Annotated in this window: 13 protein-coding genes; 6 read left to right on the forward strand and 7 right to left on the reverse strand. The window is 70.5% G+C overall.

Features of this window, described 5'->3' with window-relative positions:
• Nucleotides 1-21 precede the first annotated feature (21 nt).
• The 4 genes from AC07DF_RS09260 to AC07DF_RS09275 are packed head-to-tail and all read right to left on the reverse strand — an operon-like array spanning nucleotide 22 to nucleotide 4,520.
• Nucleotides 22-1,221 carry a Gfo/Idh/MocA family protein gene (locus AC07DF_RS09260; RefSeq protein ID WP_478968539.1) on the reverse strand — a complete coding sequence of 400 codons (1,200 nt, stop codon included), beginning with the start codon at nucleotides 1,219-1,221 and terminating at the stop codon, nucleotides 22-24.
• A gap of 37 nt (nucleotides 1,222-1,258) precedes the next feature.
• A complete protein-coding gene (locus AC07DF_RS09265; protein ID WP_478968541.1) occupies nucleotides 1,259-2,602 on the reverse strand; it encodes an ABC transporter substrate-binding protein in 1,344 nt (447 codons plus the stop codon).
• 10 nt (nucleotides 2,603-2,612) lie between these two features.
• Nucleotides 2,613-3,536 carry a carbohydrate ABC transporter permease gene (locus tag AC07DF_RS09270; RefSeq protein WP_478968544.1) on the reverse strand — a complete coding sequence of 308 codons (924 nt, stop codon included), beginning with the start codon at nucleotides 3,534-3,536 and terminating at the stop codon, nucleotides 2,613-2,615.
• An 18-nt stretch (nucleotides 3,537-3,554) separates the two neighbouring features.
• Nucleotides 3,555-4,520: a carbohydrate ABC transporter permease gene (locus AC07DF_RS09275; protein ID WP_478968545.1), complete on the reverse strand. Its 966-nt coding sequence runs from the start codon at nucleotides 4,518-4,520 to the stop codon at nucleotides 3,555-3,557.
• A 171-nt stretch (nucleotides 4,521-4,691) separates the two neighbouring features.
• Between AC07DF_RS09275 and AC07DF_RS09280 the strand changes: the two genes are divergently transcribed.
• The 3 genes from AC07DF_RS09280 to AC07DF_RS09290 all read left to right on the forward strand — a co-directional run bounded on the left by AC07DF_RS09280 (nucleotide 4,692) and on the right by AC07DF_RS09290 (nucleotide 7,019).
• Nucleotides 4,692-5,852: an ROK family protein gene (locus tag AC07DF_RS09280; protein ID WP_478968547.1), complete on the forward strand. Its 1,161-nt coding sequence runs from the start codon at nucleotides 4,692-4,694 to the stop codon at nucleotides 5,850-5,852.
• Nucleotides 5,853-5,952: 100 nt separating this feature from the next.
• A complete protein-coding gene (locus AC07DF_RS09285) occupies nucleotides 5,953-6,138 on the forward strand; it encodes a hypothetical protein (protein ID WP_184563058.1) in 186 nt (61 codons plus the stop codon).
• Nucleotides 6,139-6,194: 56 nt separating this feature from the next.
• Nucleotides 6,195-7,019, forward strand: a complete 825-nt coding sequence (locus AC07DF_RS09290) for an EamA family transporter (RefSeq protein ID WP_478968549.1) — start codon at nucleotides 6,195-6,197, stop codon at nucleotides 7,017-7,019.
• 38 nt (nucleotides 7,020-7,057) lie between these two features.
• On the opposite strand, the gene AC07DF_RS09295 is transcribed toward AC07DF_RS09290, so the two are convergent.
• Both AC07DF_RS09295 and AC07DF_RS09300 read right to left on the reverse strand, forming a co-directional pair.
• Entirely contained in the window at nucleotides 7,058-8,395 is a 1,338-nt protein-coding gene (locus tag AC07DF_RS09295; protein WP_478968551.1) for a S1 family peptidase, read from the reverse strand.
• Nucleotides 8,396-8,512: 117 nt separating this feature from the next.
• Nucleotides 8,513-9,526 (reverse strand): hypothetical protein, encoded by a 1,014-nt coding sequence (locus AC07DF_RS09300; protein WP_478968553.1) that lies wholly within the window; start codon nucleotides 9,524-9,526, stop codon nucleotides 8,513-8,515.
• Nucleotides 9,527-9,550: 24 nt separating this feature from the next.
• Here AC07DF_RS09300 and AC07DF_RS09305 point away from each other — a divergent pair, with 24 nt between their 5' ends.
• The 3 genes from AC07DF_RS09305 to AC07DF_RS09315 all read left to right on the forward strand — a co-directional run bounded on the left by AC07DF_RS09305 (nucleotide 9,551) and on the right by AC07DF_RS09315 (nucleotide 12,568).
• Complete coding sequence (locus tag AC07DF_RS09305) at nucleotides 9,551-10,729, forward strand: MalY/PatB family protein (protein WP_478968556.1); 1,179 nt, start codon at nucleotides 9,551-9,553, stop codon at nucleotides 10,727-10,729.
• 45 nt (nucleotides 10,730-10,774) lie between these two features.
• A complete protein-coding gene (locus AC07DF_RS09310) occupies nucleotides 10,775-11,161 on the forward strand; it encodes a PPOX class F420-dependent oxidoreductase (RefSeq protein WP_478968558.1) in 387 nt (128 codons plus the stop codon).
• A 69-nt stretch (nucleotides 11,162-11,230) separates the two neighbouring features.
• The gene (locus AC07DF_RS09315; protein WP_478968560.1) at nucleotides 11,231-12,568 is read left to right on the forward strand and encodes a Gfo/Idh/MocA family protein; all 1,338 of its coding nucleotides are present in this window, start codon (nucleotides 11,231-11,233) and stop codon (nucleotides 12,566-12,568) included.
• Between the two features lie 19 nt (nucleotides 12,569-12,587).
• Here the strand turns inward: AC07DF_RS09315 and AC07DF_RS09320 are convergent, their stop codons facing one another.
• Nucleotides 12,588-13,001 (reverse strand): Zn-ribbon domain-containing OB-fold protein, encoded by a 414-nt coding sequence (locus AC07DF_RS09320; RefSeq protein ID WP_478968562.1) that lies wholly within the window; start codon nucleotides 12,999-13,001, stop codon nucleotides 12,588-12,590.
• Nucleotides 13,002-13,136: the final 135 nt, after the last annotated feature.

The raw sequence follows: 13,136 nt of genomic DNA on the forward strand, positions 1-13,136 counted from the left end.
CCGGCCCGCATCGGGCATCCGCTACTGGGGCGCGTCCCCGAAGTCCGGGATCTCCAGCCGCACCCCGCCCTGCCGCGCGGACTCGTGCGCGATGATGCCCGGCAAGGTGTATCGGGCGGCCACCCACGCGTTCACCGACGGCAGGGTGCGCGAGTTGACCGCGGTCACGAAGTCGTCCACCAGGAAGTGGTGGCTGCCCTCGTGGCCGTTGTGCAGGTTGTCGAACTCCCTCGGCAGCCGCGCACGGTCGTGTACGGGCGCCGACCCCGAGGTGAAGGCGGCCCGCAGCTCCGGCGCGATGTGCTGCAGCGACGGGTCGTCGGGAGCCATGGTGGGCTTGGGCTCCAGCAGTTCACTGATGTCCTTCACCCCCTGCTTGTCCTGCCACAGGGCGACCGTGGCGAGCTGCTCCATGCTCGCCTCGGTGCCGAAGAAGCGGAAGCGCGACTCCCGGATGTGCGAGGGGTAGCCGACCCGCCGGAACTCGTTCGTACGGAACGAGCCGCCGCCGGCGACCTCGAACAGCGCGGTGGCGTTGGAGAAGTCGTTGCCGAACTGGCTGATGTCCTTGTCGAAGACGCCGTCGCCCCGGTCGTCGAGGACACCGATCGCCGACACGCTGACGGCGTGCGTCTGCCAGGCGCCCAGCACCCCGCCGATCGCGTGCGTCGGGTACAGCAGCGGGGGATAGCTGGCGGTGGCCTTCCAGTTCTCGCCGCCGCTGTACTGGTAGGCCTCGTAGAAGCCCAGGTCCATATCGTGGACGTAGTCGCCCTCGGCGTAGAAGAGCCGTCCGAAGGCGCCCTCGGCTATCTGGTTGCGGGCGTGGACGGTGGCGGGGTTGTACTCGCTGGTCTCGCCCATCATGTATGTCAGGCCGGTGGCCTTGACCGTGTCGATGATCGCCGCGATCTCCTCCGTGCTGATCGCCATGGGGACCGCGGAGTACACGTGCTTGCCGGCGTTGAGCCCCTGGAGCACCAGCGGGCCGTGCGTCCAGCGCTGGGTGAAGATCGCGACCGCGTCGACGTCCTCCGACTCCAGCATGGCCTGGTACGACGGGAAGGTGCCGGCGAGGCCCTGCGCGGCGACGAGTTGGTCGGCCCTCTCGGGCAGCAGGTCGGTGACGTAGACGTCGCTGACGCCGGGGTGGGCCTGGAACAGGGTGGCGAACTGGCCCGAGAACTGTCCGGCGCCGACGATGCCGATGGAGAACGTCATGTAAGGCGTGCCCTTCACTGGTCGGGTGATCGGGTGATCACTGCGAGAGGATCAGGTTGATCTGGTCGTTGGTCTGGTCGAGGCTGCTGACGGGCTTACCGTTGCCGTAGATGTCCTCCATCGCCGGCTGCATGAGCGCCGTCATGTCCGCGGAGTAGCTGGCGATCGGGTACGAGAACGTCCGGAAGCGCTTCTTGTCGGCCACGGGATCGGTGAACGACGAGACGTCGATGCCCTTCTTCCGGTACGCGGCGACGGCGGCCTCGGTCCCGGCCGCGGTGGCGGGGAAGACGACGCCGTATTTGCCGACGACGGTCTGGCACTTGTCCGAGGCCAGATACGCCACCCACTTCTTGGCGCCCGCCTTGTTCTTGGAGGCCTTCGTGACGGAGTCGGCAAGGCCGTTCATCATGGTGGCGCGCTTGCCCGTCGGGCCGGCCGGGGTCAGGGCGGTCTTCATGTCCCGGCCCTTGAAGCCCGCGTAGGTGGAGATCATCCAGGCCCCGTCGAACGCGGTGGCCGCCTTCCCCGCCGCGATCTGGGTGTTCTGCTGGTTGGACTGGATGTTGTAGTCCGACAGGGGCGGCATGTAGCCCTTCTTCGCCAAGCCGAAGTACCACTCGACGACCGATTTGAAGGTCTTGCTGTCGTACTGGTACTTCGTGCCCCAGCGCGCCTTGTTCAGATAATTCCACCCGGCCGAGCCGGTGAAGGGGCTCCACTGCGTCTGGCCGTCGCCGAAGCCGCCGCCGCCCGTGGCCATGCCGTACACCTTGACGTTGTTCTTGTCGAAGCCCGGCTCGTCGCCCCGCTTGCCCTTCCTGTCGATCGTCAGGTGGGCGATGGCCTTCTCGAAGGTGCCGCCGTCCTTCGGGTTCCAGGACAGGCTGTTCAGCTGGTCGGCGGTGAGGCCGGCCTCCTCGGTCATCTTGGAGTTGTAGAACAGCGAGACGGTGTCCCAGTCCTTCGGGGCGCCGTAGCGGTGGCCGTCCTTGCCGACCCAGTTGGCGGCGAGGCCAGGCTGGTAGTCCGAGTCCTTGATGCCGAGGTCGTCGAGCGGTTCGAGGACCTTCAGGTCGGCGAACTGGCCGAAGTTCTGGATGTGGTCGGTGAACACGTCCGGTGCGGTGCCCGCGATGAACCCGGCGGTGAGCTTGGTCCAGTAGTCGCTCCAGCCCAGCTGCGTGATCTTCACCTTCAGTCCGGGGTTCTCCTTCTCGAACCCCTTGGCGCAGGCCTGGTAGGCGGGCAGCTGGTTGGCGTCCCACAGCCAGTAGGTGACCGTGTTCGCGGAGGATCCGGCCGCGCCTGACTGCGCGCATCCGCTGACCAGGGACAGCGCCAGCGCTCCGGTCGCCGCGACGAGCGTACGAATTCGCATCACAGTCCCCTTACTTGATCCCGGTGAAGCCGATGGAGCTGACGATGCGGCGGGCGAAGCAGGCGAACAGCACCAGCATCGGCAGCGCGGCGATCAGCGTCGCCGCCATGAGCCCGGACCAGTCGACGCCGGTCGCCGGGGTCTGTGCCCGGAAGACCGCGAGCGCCACCGTCAGCACGCGCGAGCTGTCGCTGTAGGAGACCATCAGCGGCCAGAAGTAGTCGTTCCAGGAGGTGATGTAGGTCAGCACGCCCAGCGTGATGATCGGCGTGGACGCCATCGGCAGCACCACCCGGAAGAAGATCTTGATCTTCCCGGCGCCGTCGAGCAGCGCGGCCTCCTCGACCTCCCGGGGGATGTTCATGAAGAACTGCCGCAGGAAGAACACCGCGAACGGCGTCATGAACATGGTGGGCAGCGCGATCCCGAGGAGCGTGTCGATCAGGTGCAGTTGCTTGATGAGCACGAAGTTCGGCAGCAGCGTGAAGATGGCCGGCACCATCATCCCGGCCAGGAACAGGCCGAACATTTTGTCCCGCCCTCGCCAGCGCAACCGGGAGAAGGCGTACGCGGCCATCGCGGAGAAGAAGATCTGGCAGCCGGTGATCAGGGTCGAGACCAGCACGGAGTTGAGCAGGTAGCGCCAGAAGTCCAGCCCGCCGCCCGCGCCGCCCTGTTTGACGGCCTCCTCGGCCGACTGCAGCCCCAGGGCCCGCTCGAAGCCGCTCGTGGTGAGGTCCACCGGCAGCGGGTTGGTCGGGTCGGCGCTCAGGCCCGCGTTGGTGGAGAGCGCGGTGCGCAGGATCCAGTAGAACGGCAGCAGGGTGATGAGGACGACCAGTCCCATCACGGTCCAGGCGGCGGCTCGCCCGAAGGGGAACCTGCGCCGGACCGGTCGCAGGGTCGTCGGCGTCGTTGTCGTCACGGCAGCCATGCGGATGTCTCCTTTCCGTCAGCCGAGGTCGGTCCGGCCGGCCCGGGTGAGCCGGTACTGGAGGATGGTGATCGCGCTCAGCACGACCAGGAGGGCGACGGACATGGCCGAGGCGTAGCCGAACTGGAAGCGCCCGAAGGCGGAGCCGTAGATGTAGAACTGGAGCACGTTGGTCGCGTTCGCCGGACCGCCCGCGGTGGTCACCGCGACGGTGTCGAAGACCTGGAACGACCCGATCACGGTCATGATCAGCACGACCGCGAGCACTGGCCGCAGCAGCGGCATGGTGATCCGCCAGAACATCCGCCACTCGCTCGCGCCGTCCACCCTGGCCGCCTCGTACATGTCGTTCGGGATCGCCTGGAGACCGGCGAACAGCAGCAGGGCGGTGTATCCGACGTGCCGCCACACGTTGATGAGCGCGATCGTCGGGATCGCCCAGGTCTCGTCGGCGAGGAACGGGATGCGGTCGGCGCCGAGAGCGCTGACGATCTCGTTGCCGATGCCGAGCTGCGTGTCGAGGATCCAGAGCCAGACGAGGCCGGCCACGACGTTCGACATCAGGTACGGCGTGAGCACGATGCCGCGCAGCATCGCCGACCGGGTCAGCCGCTGCAGGAGGACGGCCATGGCGAGCGCCGCGACCGTCTGCACACCGATGTTGATGACGACGTACTCGACGGTGACCCACAGCGAGTCCCAGAAGATGGGGTCGTTGACCATGCGGACGTAGTTGTCCAGGCCCACCCACTCCGCCGGCGTCAGCAGGTTGAAGCGGGTGAAGCTCAGATAGATGCCCCGGAGCGTCGGCCAGAGCAGGAAGACCAGGAAGCCGAGCAGCGCCGGCGCGATGAACACCGCGGCCAGCCGTCCGTCTCCCCGGTCGTCCCCCACCTCGGTCCGGTGTGTCCTGGGTTTGCTGCGTGCCTCCGCGGCGCCGCCCGCGGGCAGACGCGACGGAGGACTGCTGGAGGCGATGGTCATCGGGCGACTCCCTCGCATACGGCGGCTCGTCCTCTGGCGGGACTTACTTTTGGGGCGAAACAATTGCTGCGTCAAGGGGTGCGCAAACATCTTTTCGCAGGAACCGTCATCGCCTTAGAGTGGTCATGTTGTTTTCAGTGCGGAAAAAAGGCTGAGGGGAGTCGGACGTACATGACCGCAGGCACCGCCGGCTGGCTGCCGCTGAGCGCGGGGGAGCGCTCCGTGGCGATCGAAGTGCTCGTCCACGGCCCGCTGTCCCGGACCGAGCTCGCCCGGAGGCTGGGCCTCTCGGCCGGCAGCCTCACCCGGCTGACCAAGCCGCTGATCGAGTCGAACCTGCTGATCGAGGCGGCCGAGGCCGGAGCACCGGCGGAGTCCCGCCAGGGCCGCCCCTCACAGCCGCTGGACGTGGTCGCCGACTCCGGGTCCTTCCTCGGCTTCAAGATCACCGAGGACACGGTCTACTGCGTCGTCACCACGCTCCGCAGCCACATCGTCGCCCGCCACGACCGTCCGCTCACCACCCACGACCCCGCCGAAGTCGCCGACGTGCTCGGCGCGATGACCGCCGAACTGGCCGCCGAGCACCCCCGGCTCGCCGGGATCGGCATCGGGGTCGGCGGTTTCGTCCAGGACCGTGCCGTGGTCGGTGAGTCCCCCTTCCTGCTGTGGCGGGACGTCCCCCTCGCCGAACTCGTCGAGGAGCGCACCGGGCTGCCCGTGGTCGTCGAGAACGACGTCGCCGCCCTGGTAGAGGCCGAGACCTGGTTCGGCGCCGGGCGCGGCCTGGACCGCTTCGTCGTCCTGACCATCGGCGCCGGCATCGGCTACGGGCTCGTCCTGGGCGGCAAGCGGGTGCCCTGTGCCGAGGAGGACCGCGGCTTCGGCCGTCACTGGATCGTGGACCCGGGCGGCCCGCTCACCCCGGACGGCCGGCGTGGCAGCGCCGTCTCGCTGCTGACCATCCCCAACATCCGCTATCAGGTCCAGGCCGCCACCGGCCGCGACCGGAGCTACGAGGAGATCCTCGCGCTGGCCGCCGCGGGGGAGCCGATGCCCGCCCGGGTCATCGGCGAGGCCGCACGCGCGCTGGGCACGCTCGTCGCCCAGATCTCCAACTTCGTGATGCCGCAGAAGATCCTGCTGGCGGGGGAGGGGGTCGGGCTGATGGACGTGGCGGGCGACACGGTCGAGGAGGCCATCCGCGACAACCGGCATCCCCTGGCCGCCCCGGTCGACCTCGAGACGAAGGTGTCCGATTTTCACGACTGGGCGCGAGGTGCGGCCGTGTTGGCTATCAAGGTGCTGGTCCTGGGATCGGCCGAAGCGTGAACAGCCTCACGTTTACCGGGAGATGGACGTGATCAGTAACACTGTCCGGAATGCCCGTTTCGCTCGTGATTACTCACATCGCCTTCACGTTCGGGGCCGTATGCTTCACAGCATGTCCACCACTGTTGAACCCTCTTCCGAGCGATCGGCTGACGAGGTCAACGAGGAGATCCGGGCCCTGTGGCGCCGGTCGGGCGGGACACTGAGCGTCGAGCAGCGCGAGGAGTACCAGCGGCTCGTCCTGGAGTGGGCCGCCGCGGCCCCGCAGCCCGCGCCCGCGGCCTGAGCATCAGCCAGGTCCGCTGACGCATCGGACCCTCGTCCGGGGGCACCCCTGATCCAATGGGTGCCCTTCTCGCACTTGCCTCGGCCGTCGTCTACGGCATCGTCGACTTCGCCGGCGGCCTGCTGTCCCGGCACATCCACCACTCCGCCGTCACCTTCTTCGGCCAGCTGGGCGGGCTGTTGCTCGCCTGCGCCGCCGCGCTCATCGTGCCCGCCGACACCGTCCACACGGCCGACCTGCTGTGGGGCGCGCTGTCCGGCGTCGGCAGCGGCTTCGCCATGCGGTTCCTCAACCGTGGGCTGAGCCGCGGTGCGATGACGGTCGTGGTGCCCGTGAGCGCCGTCACCGGCGTCGCGCTGTCGGTGCTGTGCGGGGTCCTCGTCCTCGGCGACCGCCCGGGCACCCTGGCCTGGTTCGGCATCGCCGTGACGGTGCCCTCGTTGTGGTTGGTGTCCGGGGGCAGGGCCGGTGCGGGGAAGGGAACGGCGGACGGACTGCTCGCCAGCGCGGGGGTGGCCGTGCAGTACCTCGCGCTTGGCCAAGCCGGTCCGGAGAGCGGGCTGTGGCCCGTCGCCGCGGGGCGAGTCGCCGCAGTCCTCGTCCTCCTGCCGGACGCCGCTCGCCACGCCCGCCGGCTGAAGCTGCCGCCGGTCCGCCGCGTCCAGGCCCTCGCCATCGGCGCCGGCGCCGCACTCGGCCTCGTGCTGTATCTGCTCGCCGCGCAGCAGCAGTTGCTGGCCGTCGCCGTCGTCCTCGCCTCCCTCTACCCGGCTCTGCCGGTCGTCCTCGGTCTCGCGCTCCTGCGCGAGCGGATCAGCCACCGCCAGACGATGGGGCTGCTCGGGGCGGGAGCCGCGACAGTGCTGCTCACCCTGGGGTGAGGGGGACACCCGCCGAGGTGCGCCCCCGTGTCCCGGACTCACCCCCAAGTGGCCGAGTAGTACCGCCGGTACGCCTTGCGGTCCTGCTCCGAGCGGATCCAGCGGGTCGCCACCAGAGCGAGGAGACTGCCCGCGATGACCAGCAGACCGGGGCCGACGTTGCGCGGGTCGGTGAGCCGGGTCAGCAGGCTCGACACGTCCTCGCTCGTCACCGGCGCCGACGAGCCGGGCGAAGCGGCACCCGAGGCCGACGGCGCCGGTGCGGTGCCACCGGCCTGCTTGGCCACGATCAGCTTGACTCCCAGCTCGGTCAGCGCCTTCGTCACCGGCTGGAAGAACGTCGTACCGCCCGCCGCGCAGTCCCCGCTGCCGCCCGAGGTCAAGCCCAGCGCGATGCCGTCGGCGAACATCGGGCCACCGCTGTCGCCCGGTTCGGCGCACACATTCGTCTCGATCAGCCCGGTGACCGTGCCCTCGGGGTAGTTGACCGTCGCGTTCAGCGCGGTCACCTCGCCCTCGCGCAGCCCGCTGGTGCTGCCGCTGCGGAAGATCTTCTCCCCGACCTCGGCATCGGCCACACCCGTGATCCGCACGCCCTCGTCCTCGCCGACCGCAACGACCTCCGCGCCCTTGCCGGCCTTGCCGCTGTCGTACTTCACCAGGGAGTAGTCGTCGCCGGGAAAGCTCCCCCTCTGCGATGTGCCGACCTGATCGCGGCCCCGGTCGTCGGAGAACCAGACGGAACCGTCGGGTCCGCAGTGTCCTGCCGTGAGGATGTAGTCGGTCGTCCCGTCGGTCACGTTGAAGCCCGCCGAACAGCGCCCGGCGGTCGACAGGATCGGCTCCGCGCCGTTGATCCGCGTCGTGAACCTGCCCTCGGTGCGCTCCATGCGCACGAAACCGCCGATGCTGTCCGCGACCGCGGTCAGCCGGGACCAGTCGGAGGAGGAGACCGTGCTGTCGCCCCGTACGACCACCTTGTTGTTCTTGTAGTCCAGTGCCCAGGAGGTGCCCGCCACTCTGGGCGCCGAACGCAGCGTCGCGGTGGCCGCCTTGAGATCGCTCATGCTGTGGTCGACCATCTTGGCCTGGGCGCCGGCCCGCTTGACCTCGGCGGCGGCCTTGTCGTCGGTGACGGCGACGACCGGCCGCCCGGACGAGTCGACCCAGCTGCCCGCCGTGCGCGACGTCCCGAGCCGGGACACCAGGTCGGTGCCCATGCCGGTGCCCGGCTTCGCCGAGTAGGGGACGCCGACGGATGCGTCGGGGGGCTCGCTCGCCACAGCGCTGGTGACCATCGTTCCTCCGAGGAGGAGTCCGCCGACGGCCGCCAGCTGTGTCACTCGCCGGACGACCCGTCGTCGTGCGTGCCTCATGCATGGCTCCCGAACCCGAACATCGCGGCGCGAACACCGCGGGGCCCTCCTTGAGTTGAGCGCCCTGTTCTCCATACGGAGCGGAGCCGCGCCGCGTTCAGCGCGCGCGTGATCTCTTCACCGCCGGCGGGTGACCGGAGCGGCCGGGGCGGCGAGCAGGGCCAGGCTGCGGGTGTCGCCCCACACCGAGGCCGGATCGACGTAGGGCCGCAGCAGGGCGGTGAGCGTGGGGTCCCCGCGTCCGTTCAGCTCGTCGGAGGCGATCTTGCGGGCGATCCCGGCCAGGAAGTCCGCCACCTGCACCCGTGCGTCCTCGCGCGCGACGACGAGCCGCAACCCGGCCAGGCCGGCCCCCGTCCGCCGGGCCGCCTCCTCGATCCACGCGATGCGATCGGGCGTCAGCATGTTCTGCCGGTCGTGCACCAGACGCACCTCCCGCCCGCCGCCGCTCCACAGGGCGGCCGTCCGCACGATCGCCGGGAGCAGCGGGTTGAGCACCGGGATCAGGGGCGGCCCGTTCAGGAAGTCCGCCCGATAGGACACCGCCCGGTCCCGGGTCGCCCCGAGCCGGGCCAGGACCCTCCCCGCGTCGGTCCGCGGATGCGCCTGCCGCAGGGCGTCGACCGTGTCGTAGAACCCTTCGACAGGGGCGCCCGGCTCTCCGTTGTTGCGGACCCGCAGCAACTGGTTGGCCGCCTCCAGGAACGCCCGCCAGCCCGCTTCCCCGAAGGTCCGGCGTCCCTCGCGGAACAGGACGACGGCCGCGGCCGGGTCCCCCAGCAGCAGGCAGACCGCCCGGTCCACCACGAAGAACGTCTTCTCCATCAGATGCACCCGCGCCTGCCCGTGCATCGGCCCCTCCGGCACCAGCAGCCACTCCAGCACCGCTCGGTGCTTCTCCCGCAGCAGGTGGTTCGCCTTGTACTCCTCCGCGGGCGAACGGATCCGGTCCCGGATCTCCCGTACGGCCGCCGCGGCCGACGCCACCGACAGCGAGACACTCGCGTGCGCGAACACGTCCGTGTTCCCACCGGTGAGGTTCTCGCCGTCCGACCCCGACTCGTCGCAGGCGATCTCCAGGAACCGGCCCGCCGGCCCTCCCCGCACCCCGTCCGCAAGATTCCCGCTCACCGCACAGCCCCCTATCGTGTGCCCATGACCAGGATCCCGCACGAGACGTCCGGTGAACCGAATCCTCTGCGAGCCCTCACTCTCGACCACCTCCGCCGCCGCACGAGCATGAAGTGGCGCACCTATCCCGAGGACGTGCTGCCCCTGTGGGTGGCCGAGATGGACGTACCGCTCGCCGAGCCCGTCGTGCGGGCCGTCACCGACGCCCTCGACCTGGGGGACACCGGCTATCCCGCCGGCACGGCCTACGCGGAGGCGCTGGCCGCCTTCGCCGAGAAGCGGTGGAACTGGGACGGGCTCGCCGTGGAGCGCACCGCGATCGTGCCGGACGTCATGCTGGGCGTCGTCGAGATGCTGAGACTGGTCACCGGGAACGGGGACGCGGTGGTCGTGAACCCGCCGGTGTACCCGCCGTTCTACCAGTTCATCGCGCACATGGACCGGCGCGTGGTGGAGGCCCCGCTCGGGACCGGCGGGCGTATCGACCCCGTTGTCCTGGAGGAGTCCTTCCGGCAGGCCGTTGCGTCCGGGGACCGGGCCGCCTATCTGCTGTGCAGCCCCCACAACCCGACCGGCGTGGTCCACACGGCGGAGGAACTGTCCGCCGTCGCCGCGCTCGCCGAGCGGTACGGCGTGCGGGTCGTCGCCGACGAGATCCACGCGCCGCTCGTCGTCGGCGGCACGGACTTCGTGCCGTACCTGAGCGTGCCGGGCGCCGAGCGCGGCCTGTCGCTGATGTCGTCCTCGAAGGCGTGGAATCTCGCCGGGCTCAAGGCCGCCCTCGCGATCGCCGGGCCCGGGGCCGCCGCCGACCTGGCCCGGATGCCCGAGGTGGTCGGGCACGGCCCGAGCCATGTCGGCATCATCGCCCACACCGCCGCCCTGCGCGACGGCGTAGCCTGGCTGGACGCCCTGCTGACCGGCCTCGACAGCAACCGGCGGCTGCTCGCGGACCTGCTGGCCGAGCACCTGCCCGCGATCCGCTACCGCCCGGGCGACGCCACCTACCTCGCCTGGCTCGACTGCCGCGCGCTCGGCCTCGGCGACGACCCGGCGGACGTCTTCCTGCGGCGCGGCCGCGTGGCCCTCAACTCCGGCCTCCCCTTCGGCACCGGCGGCGCCGGTCACGTCCGCCTCAACCTGGCGGCCTCGCCCGAAGTGATCACGGAGGCGGTGCGGAGAATGACCGCCGCGCTGCGCTGACCCCGGGGCGCGCGCCGGGCAGGTAGCGCTCGTACACTGCCCGCCATGGACGACAGTGCGCTGGACGAACTGGGTGCGGGCAAGTACCTGCTGATCACCAGCTACCGCAGAAACGGTACGCCGGTCGCCACCCCCGTCTGGGTGGTACGCGACGGGGACGCGCTCGGTGCCTGGACGCCCGCCGGCTCCTGGAAGGTGAAGCGGATCCGCAACCGCGCCGACGTCCTGGTCGGCCCCTGCGACCTGCGCGGCAACCCCACGGGTGAGCAGCTGCCCGCGACGGCGGAGATCTGCGACCCCGCCACCACCGCCCGCTACCGGCAGCTGATCGCCCGCAAGTACGGCCTCACGGGCCGGCTCACCCTGCTCGGCAGCCGGCTGCGCCGGGGTCTGGACGGCACCGTGGGCATCCGCGTCACCCTCACTCGCTGACCAGAGCCTCGGCAAGCGCTTTCGGCGCCGGGGGAGTGGACCGCCCGCCCCCGGGAAAGGCCACCTGCCATGAGCCGAACTCCCGTCCTGCGCGCAGCCGTCGTCGGCACCGGCCACCGGGCCCAGTTGTTCACCCGGGGTCTCACCGAACGCCCCGGCCACCTCGTGGCCGCGCTCTGCGACCCCAGCCCCACCCGGATGGCCTTCCACAACCGCCTGCTGACCGAGGCCGGCGCACCCGCCGCCACCCTGTGGGAGCCCGACCGCTTCACCGCCCTGCTCGCCGAGGAGGACATCGACGAGGTCGTCGTCACCACCGTCGACGCCGCACACGACCACTACATCGTCCCGGCCCTGAAGGCGGGCTGCCGGGTCGTCACCGAGAAGCCGATGACCGTCGACGCCGAACGCTGCGCCCGCATCCTCGACGCCGTCCGCGCAACCGGCAACTCCCTGACCGTCGCGTTCAACTACCGCTTCAACCCGGTGCACGAGAAGGTGCGCGCACTGCTCGCCGAGGGCGCGATCGGCGAGGTGCTGTCGGTCCACTTCGAGTGGCTGCTCGACGTACGGCACGGCGCCGACTACTTCCGCCGCTGGCACCGCGAGAAACACCACAGCGGCGGCCTGATGGTGCACAAGTCCTCACACCACTTCGACCTGGTGAACTGGTGGCTCGCCGACGAGCCCCGGGAGGCCTTCGGCTACGGGCGGCTCGGCTTCTACGGCCGTACGGCGGGGGAGCGGCACGGGCTGCGCCGGGAGTACGACCGCGCCCACGGCGCCGAGCGGGCCGCCGACGACCCCTTCGCCCTGGACCTCGCCGCCAACGACACCCTGCGCGCCCTCTACCTGGACGCCGAGCGGGACGACGGATACCTGCGCGACCGGAACGTCTTCGACGGGCCGATCACCATCGAGGACGACATGTCCGTCCTCGTGCGCTACTCGCGCGGCGCGACGATGACGTACCACCTGACCGCCTACTCCCCGTGGGAGGGCTACCGGGTGATGTTCAACGGCAGCGCGGGCCGACTGGAACTGGAGGTCGAGGAGAGCCGCTGGCAGCCGGCCCTCACCCGGGTCACCTCGGCCGCCGGCGCCCTGCACGGGGACACGGCAGCCGAGCACGCGGGCGGTGCCCGCCTCACGCTGCGCCCGCTGTGGCAGCCCCCGGTGGACGTGCCGCTCGCGGTCGCCCGCGAGGCCCACGGCGGTGGCGATCCGCGCATGCTCGACGCGCTGTTCGGACCCGCCGACCCCACCCGCCCCGCGGACACCGCGGTGGCGGACCATCCCACGGCCACCGAACGCGACGGAGCGCTGGCGCTGGCGGTCGGTCTGGCGGCCAACCGGAGCTTCGAGACGGGACGGCCGGTGCGCACCGGCGAACTGTTCGCGGGCTGACGGGCCGCCTGAGAGGGAGTCAGCTCCAGGCCCGGTACGGTTCGTCCAGCAGCTGGAAGACCGGCTCGCCCCGTACCGGGTCCTTGGCGGTGGACAGCCGCACCCGGTCCCCGCTGTGGATGCCGATCGGCGGGCCCATCACCCGGCCGCGCACGACGAACCCCTCGGCCATCTCGATCATGGACACATTGCGCGCCGCGGGCGTGTTGCGGTGCACCACCGTGGAGTGGCGCACCGTGCCCGCGCCCTCACTGCGCTCCGTCCGCAGGTCGCTGCCCCGGCAGACCGGACACAGCAGCCGGTGGAACATGGCGGTGCCGCACCAGGTGCAGCGCTGGAAGAGGATGGCGTCCGTGTCCTGGCCCCTCGGATCGAGGAGGCCCGTCGAGGAGCCGGCTGTCTGCTGAGTCACGCTTCCTGAGTGGTGGTACACGCTGGTCAACTCCCTGCACTCGGGCGGAATCCCGGGTGCGCGGTCACCCGCGCACAGGTGTGCCCGGTTCACCGTGCCACCGTGCACGCAGCACAGCGTATGGCACTCAGTGCCACTCGTAAAGGCACTCCGTAC

It is taken from the genome of Streptomyces sp. NPDC044719, from assembly GCF_056433405.1.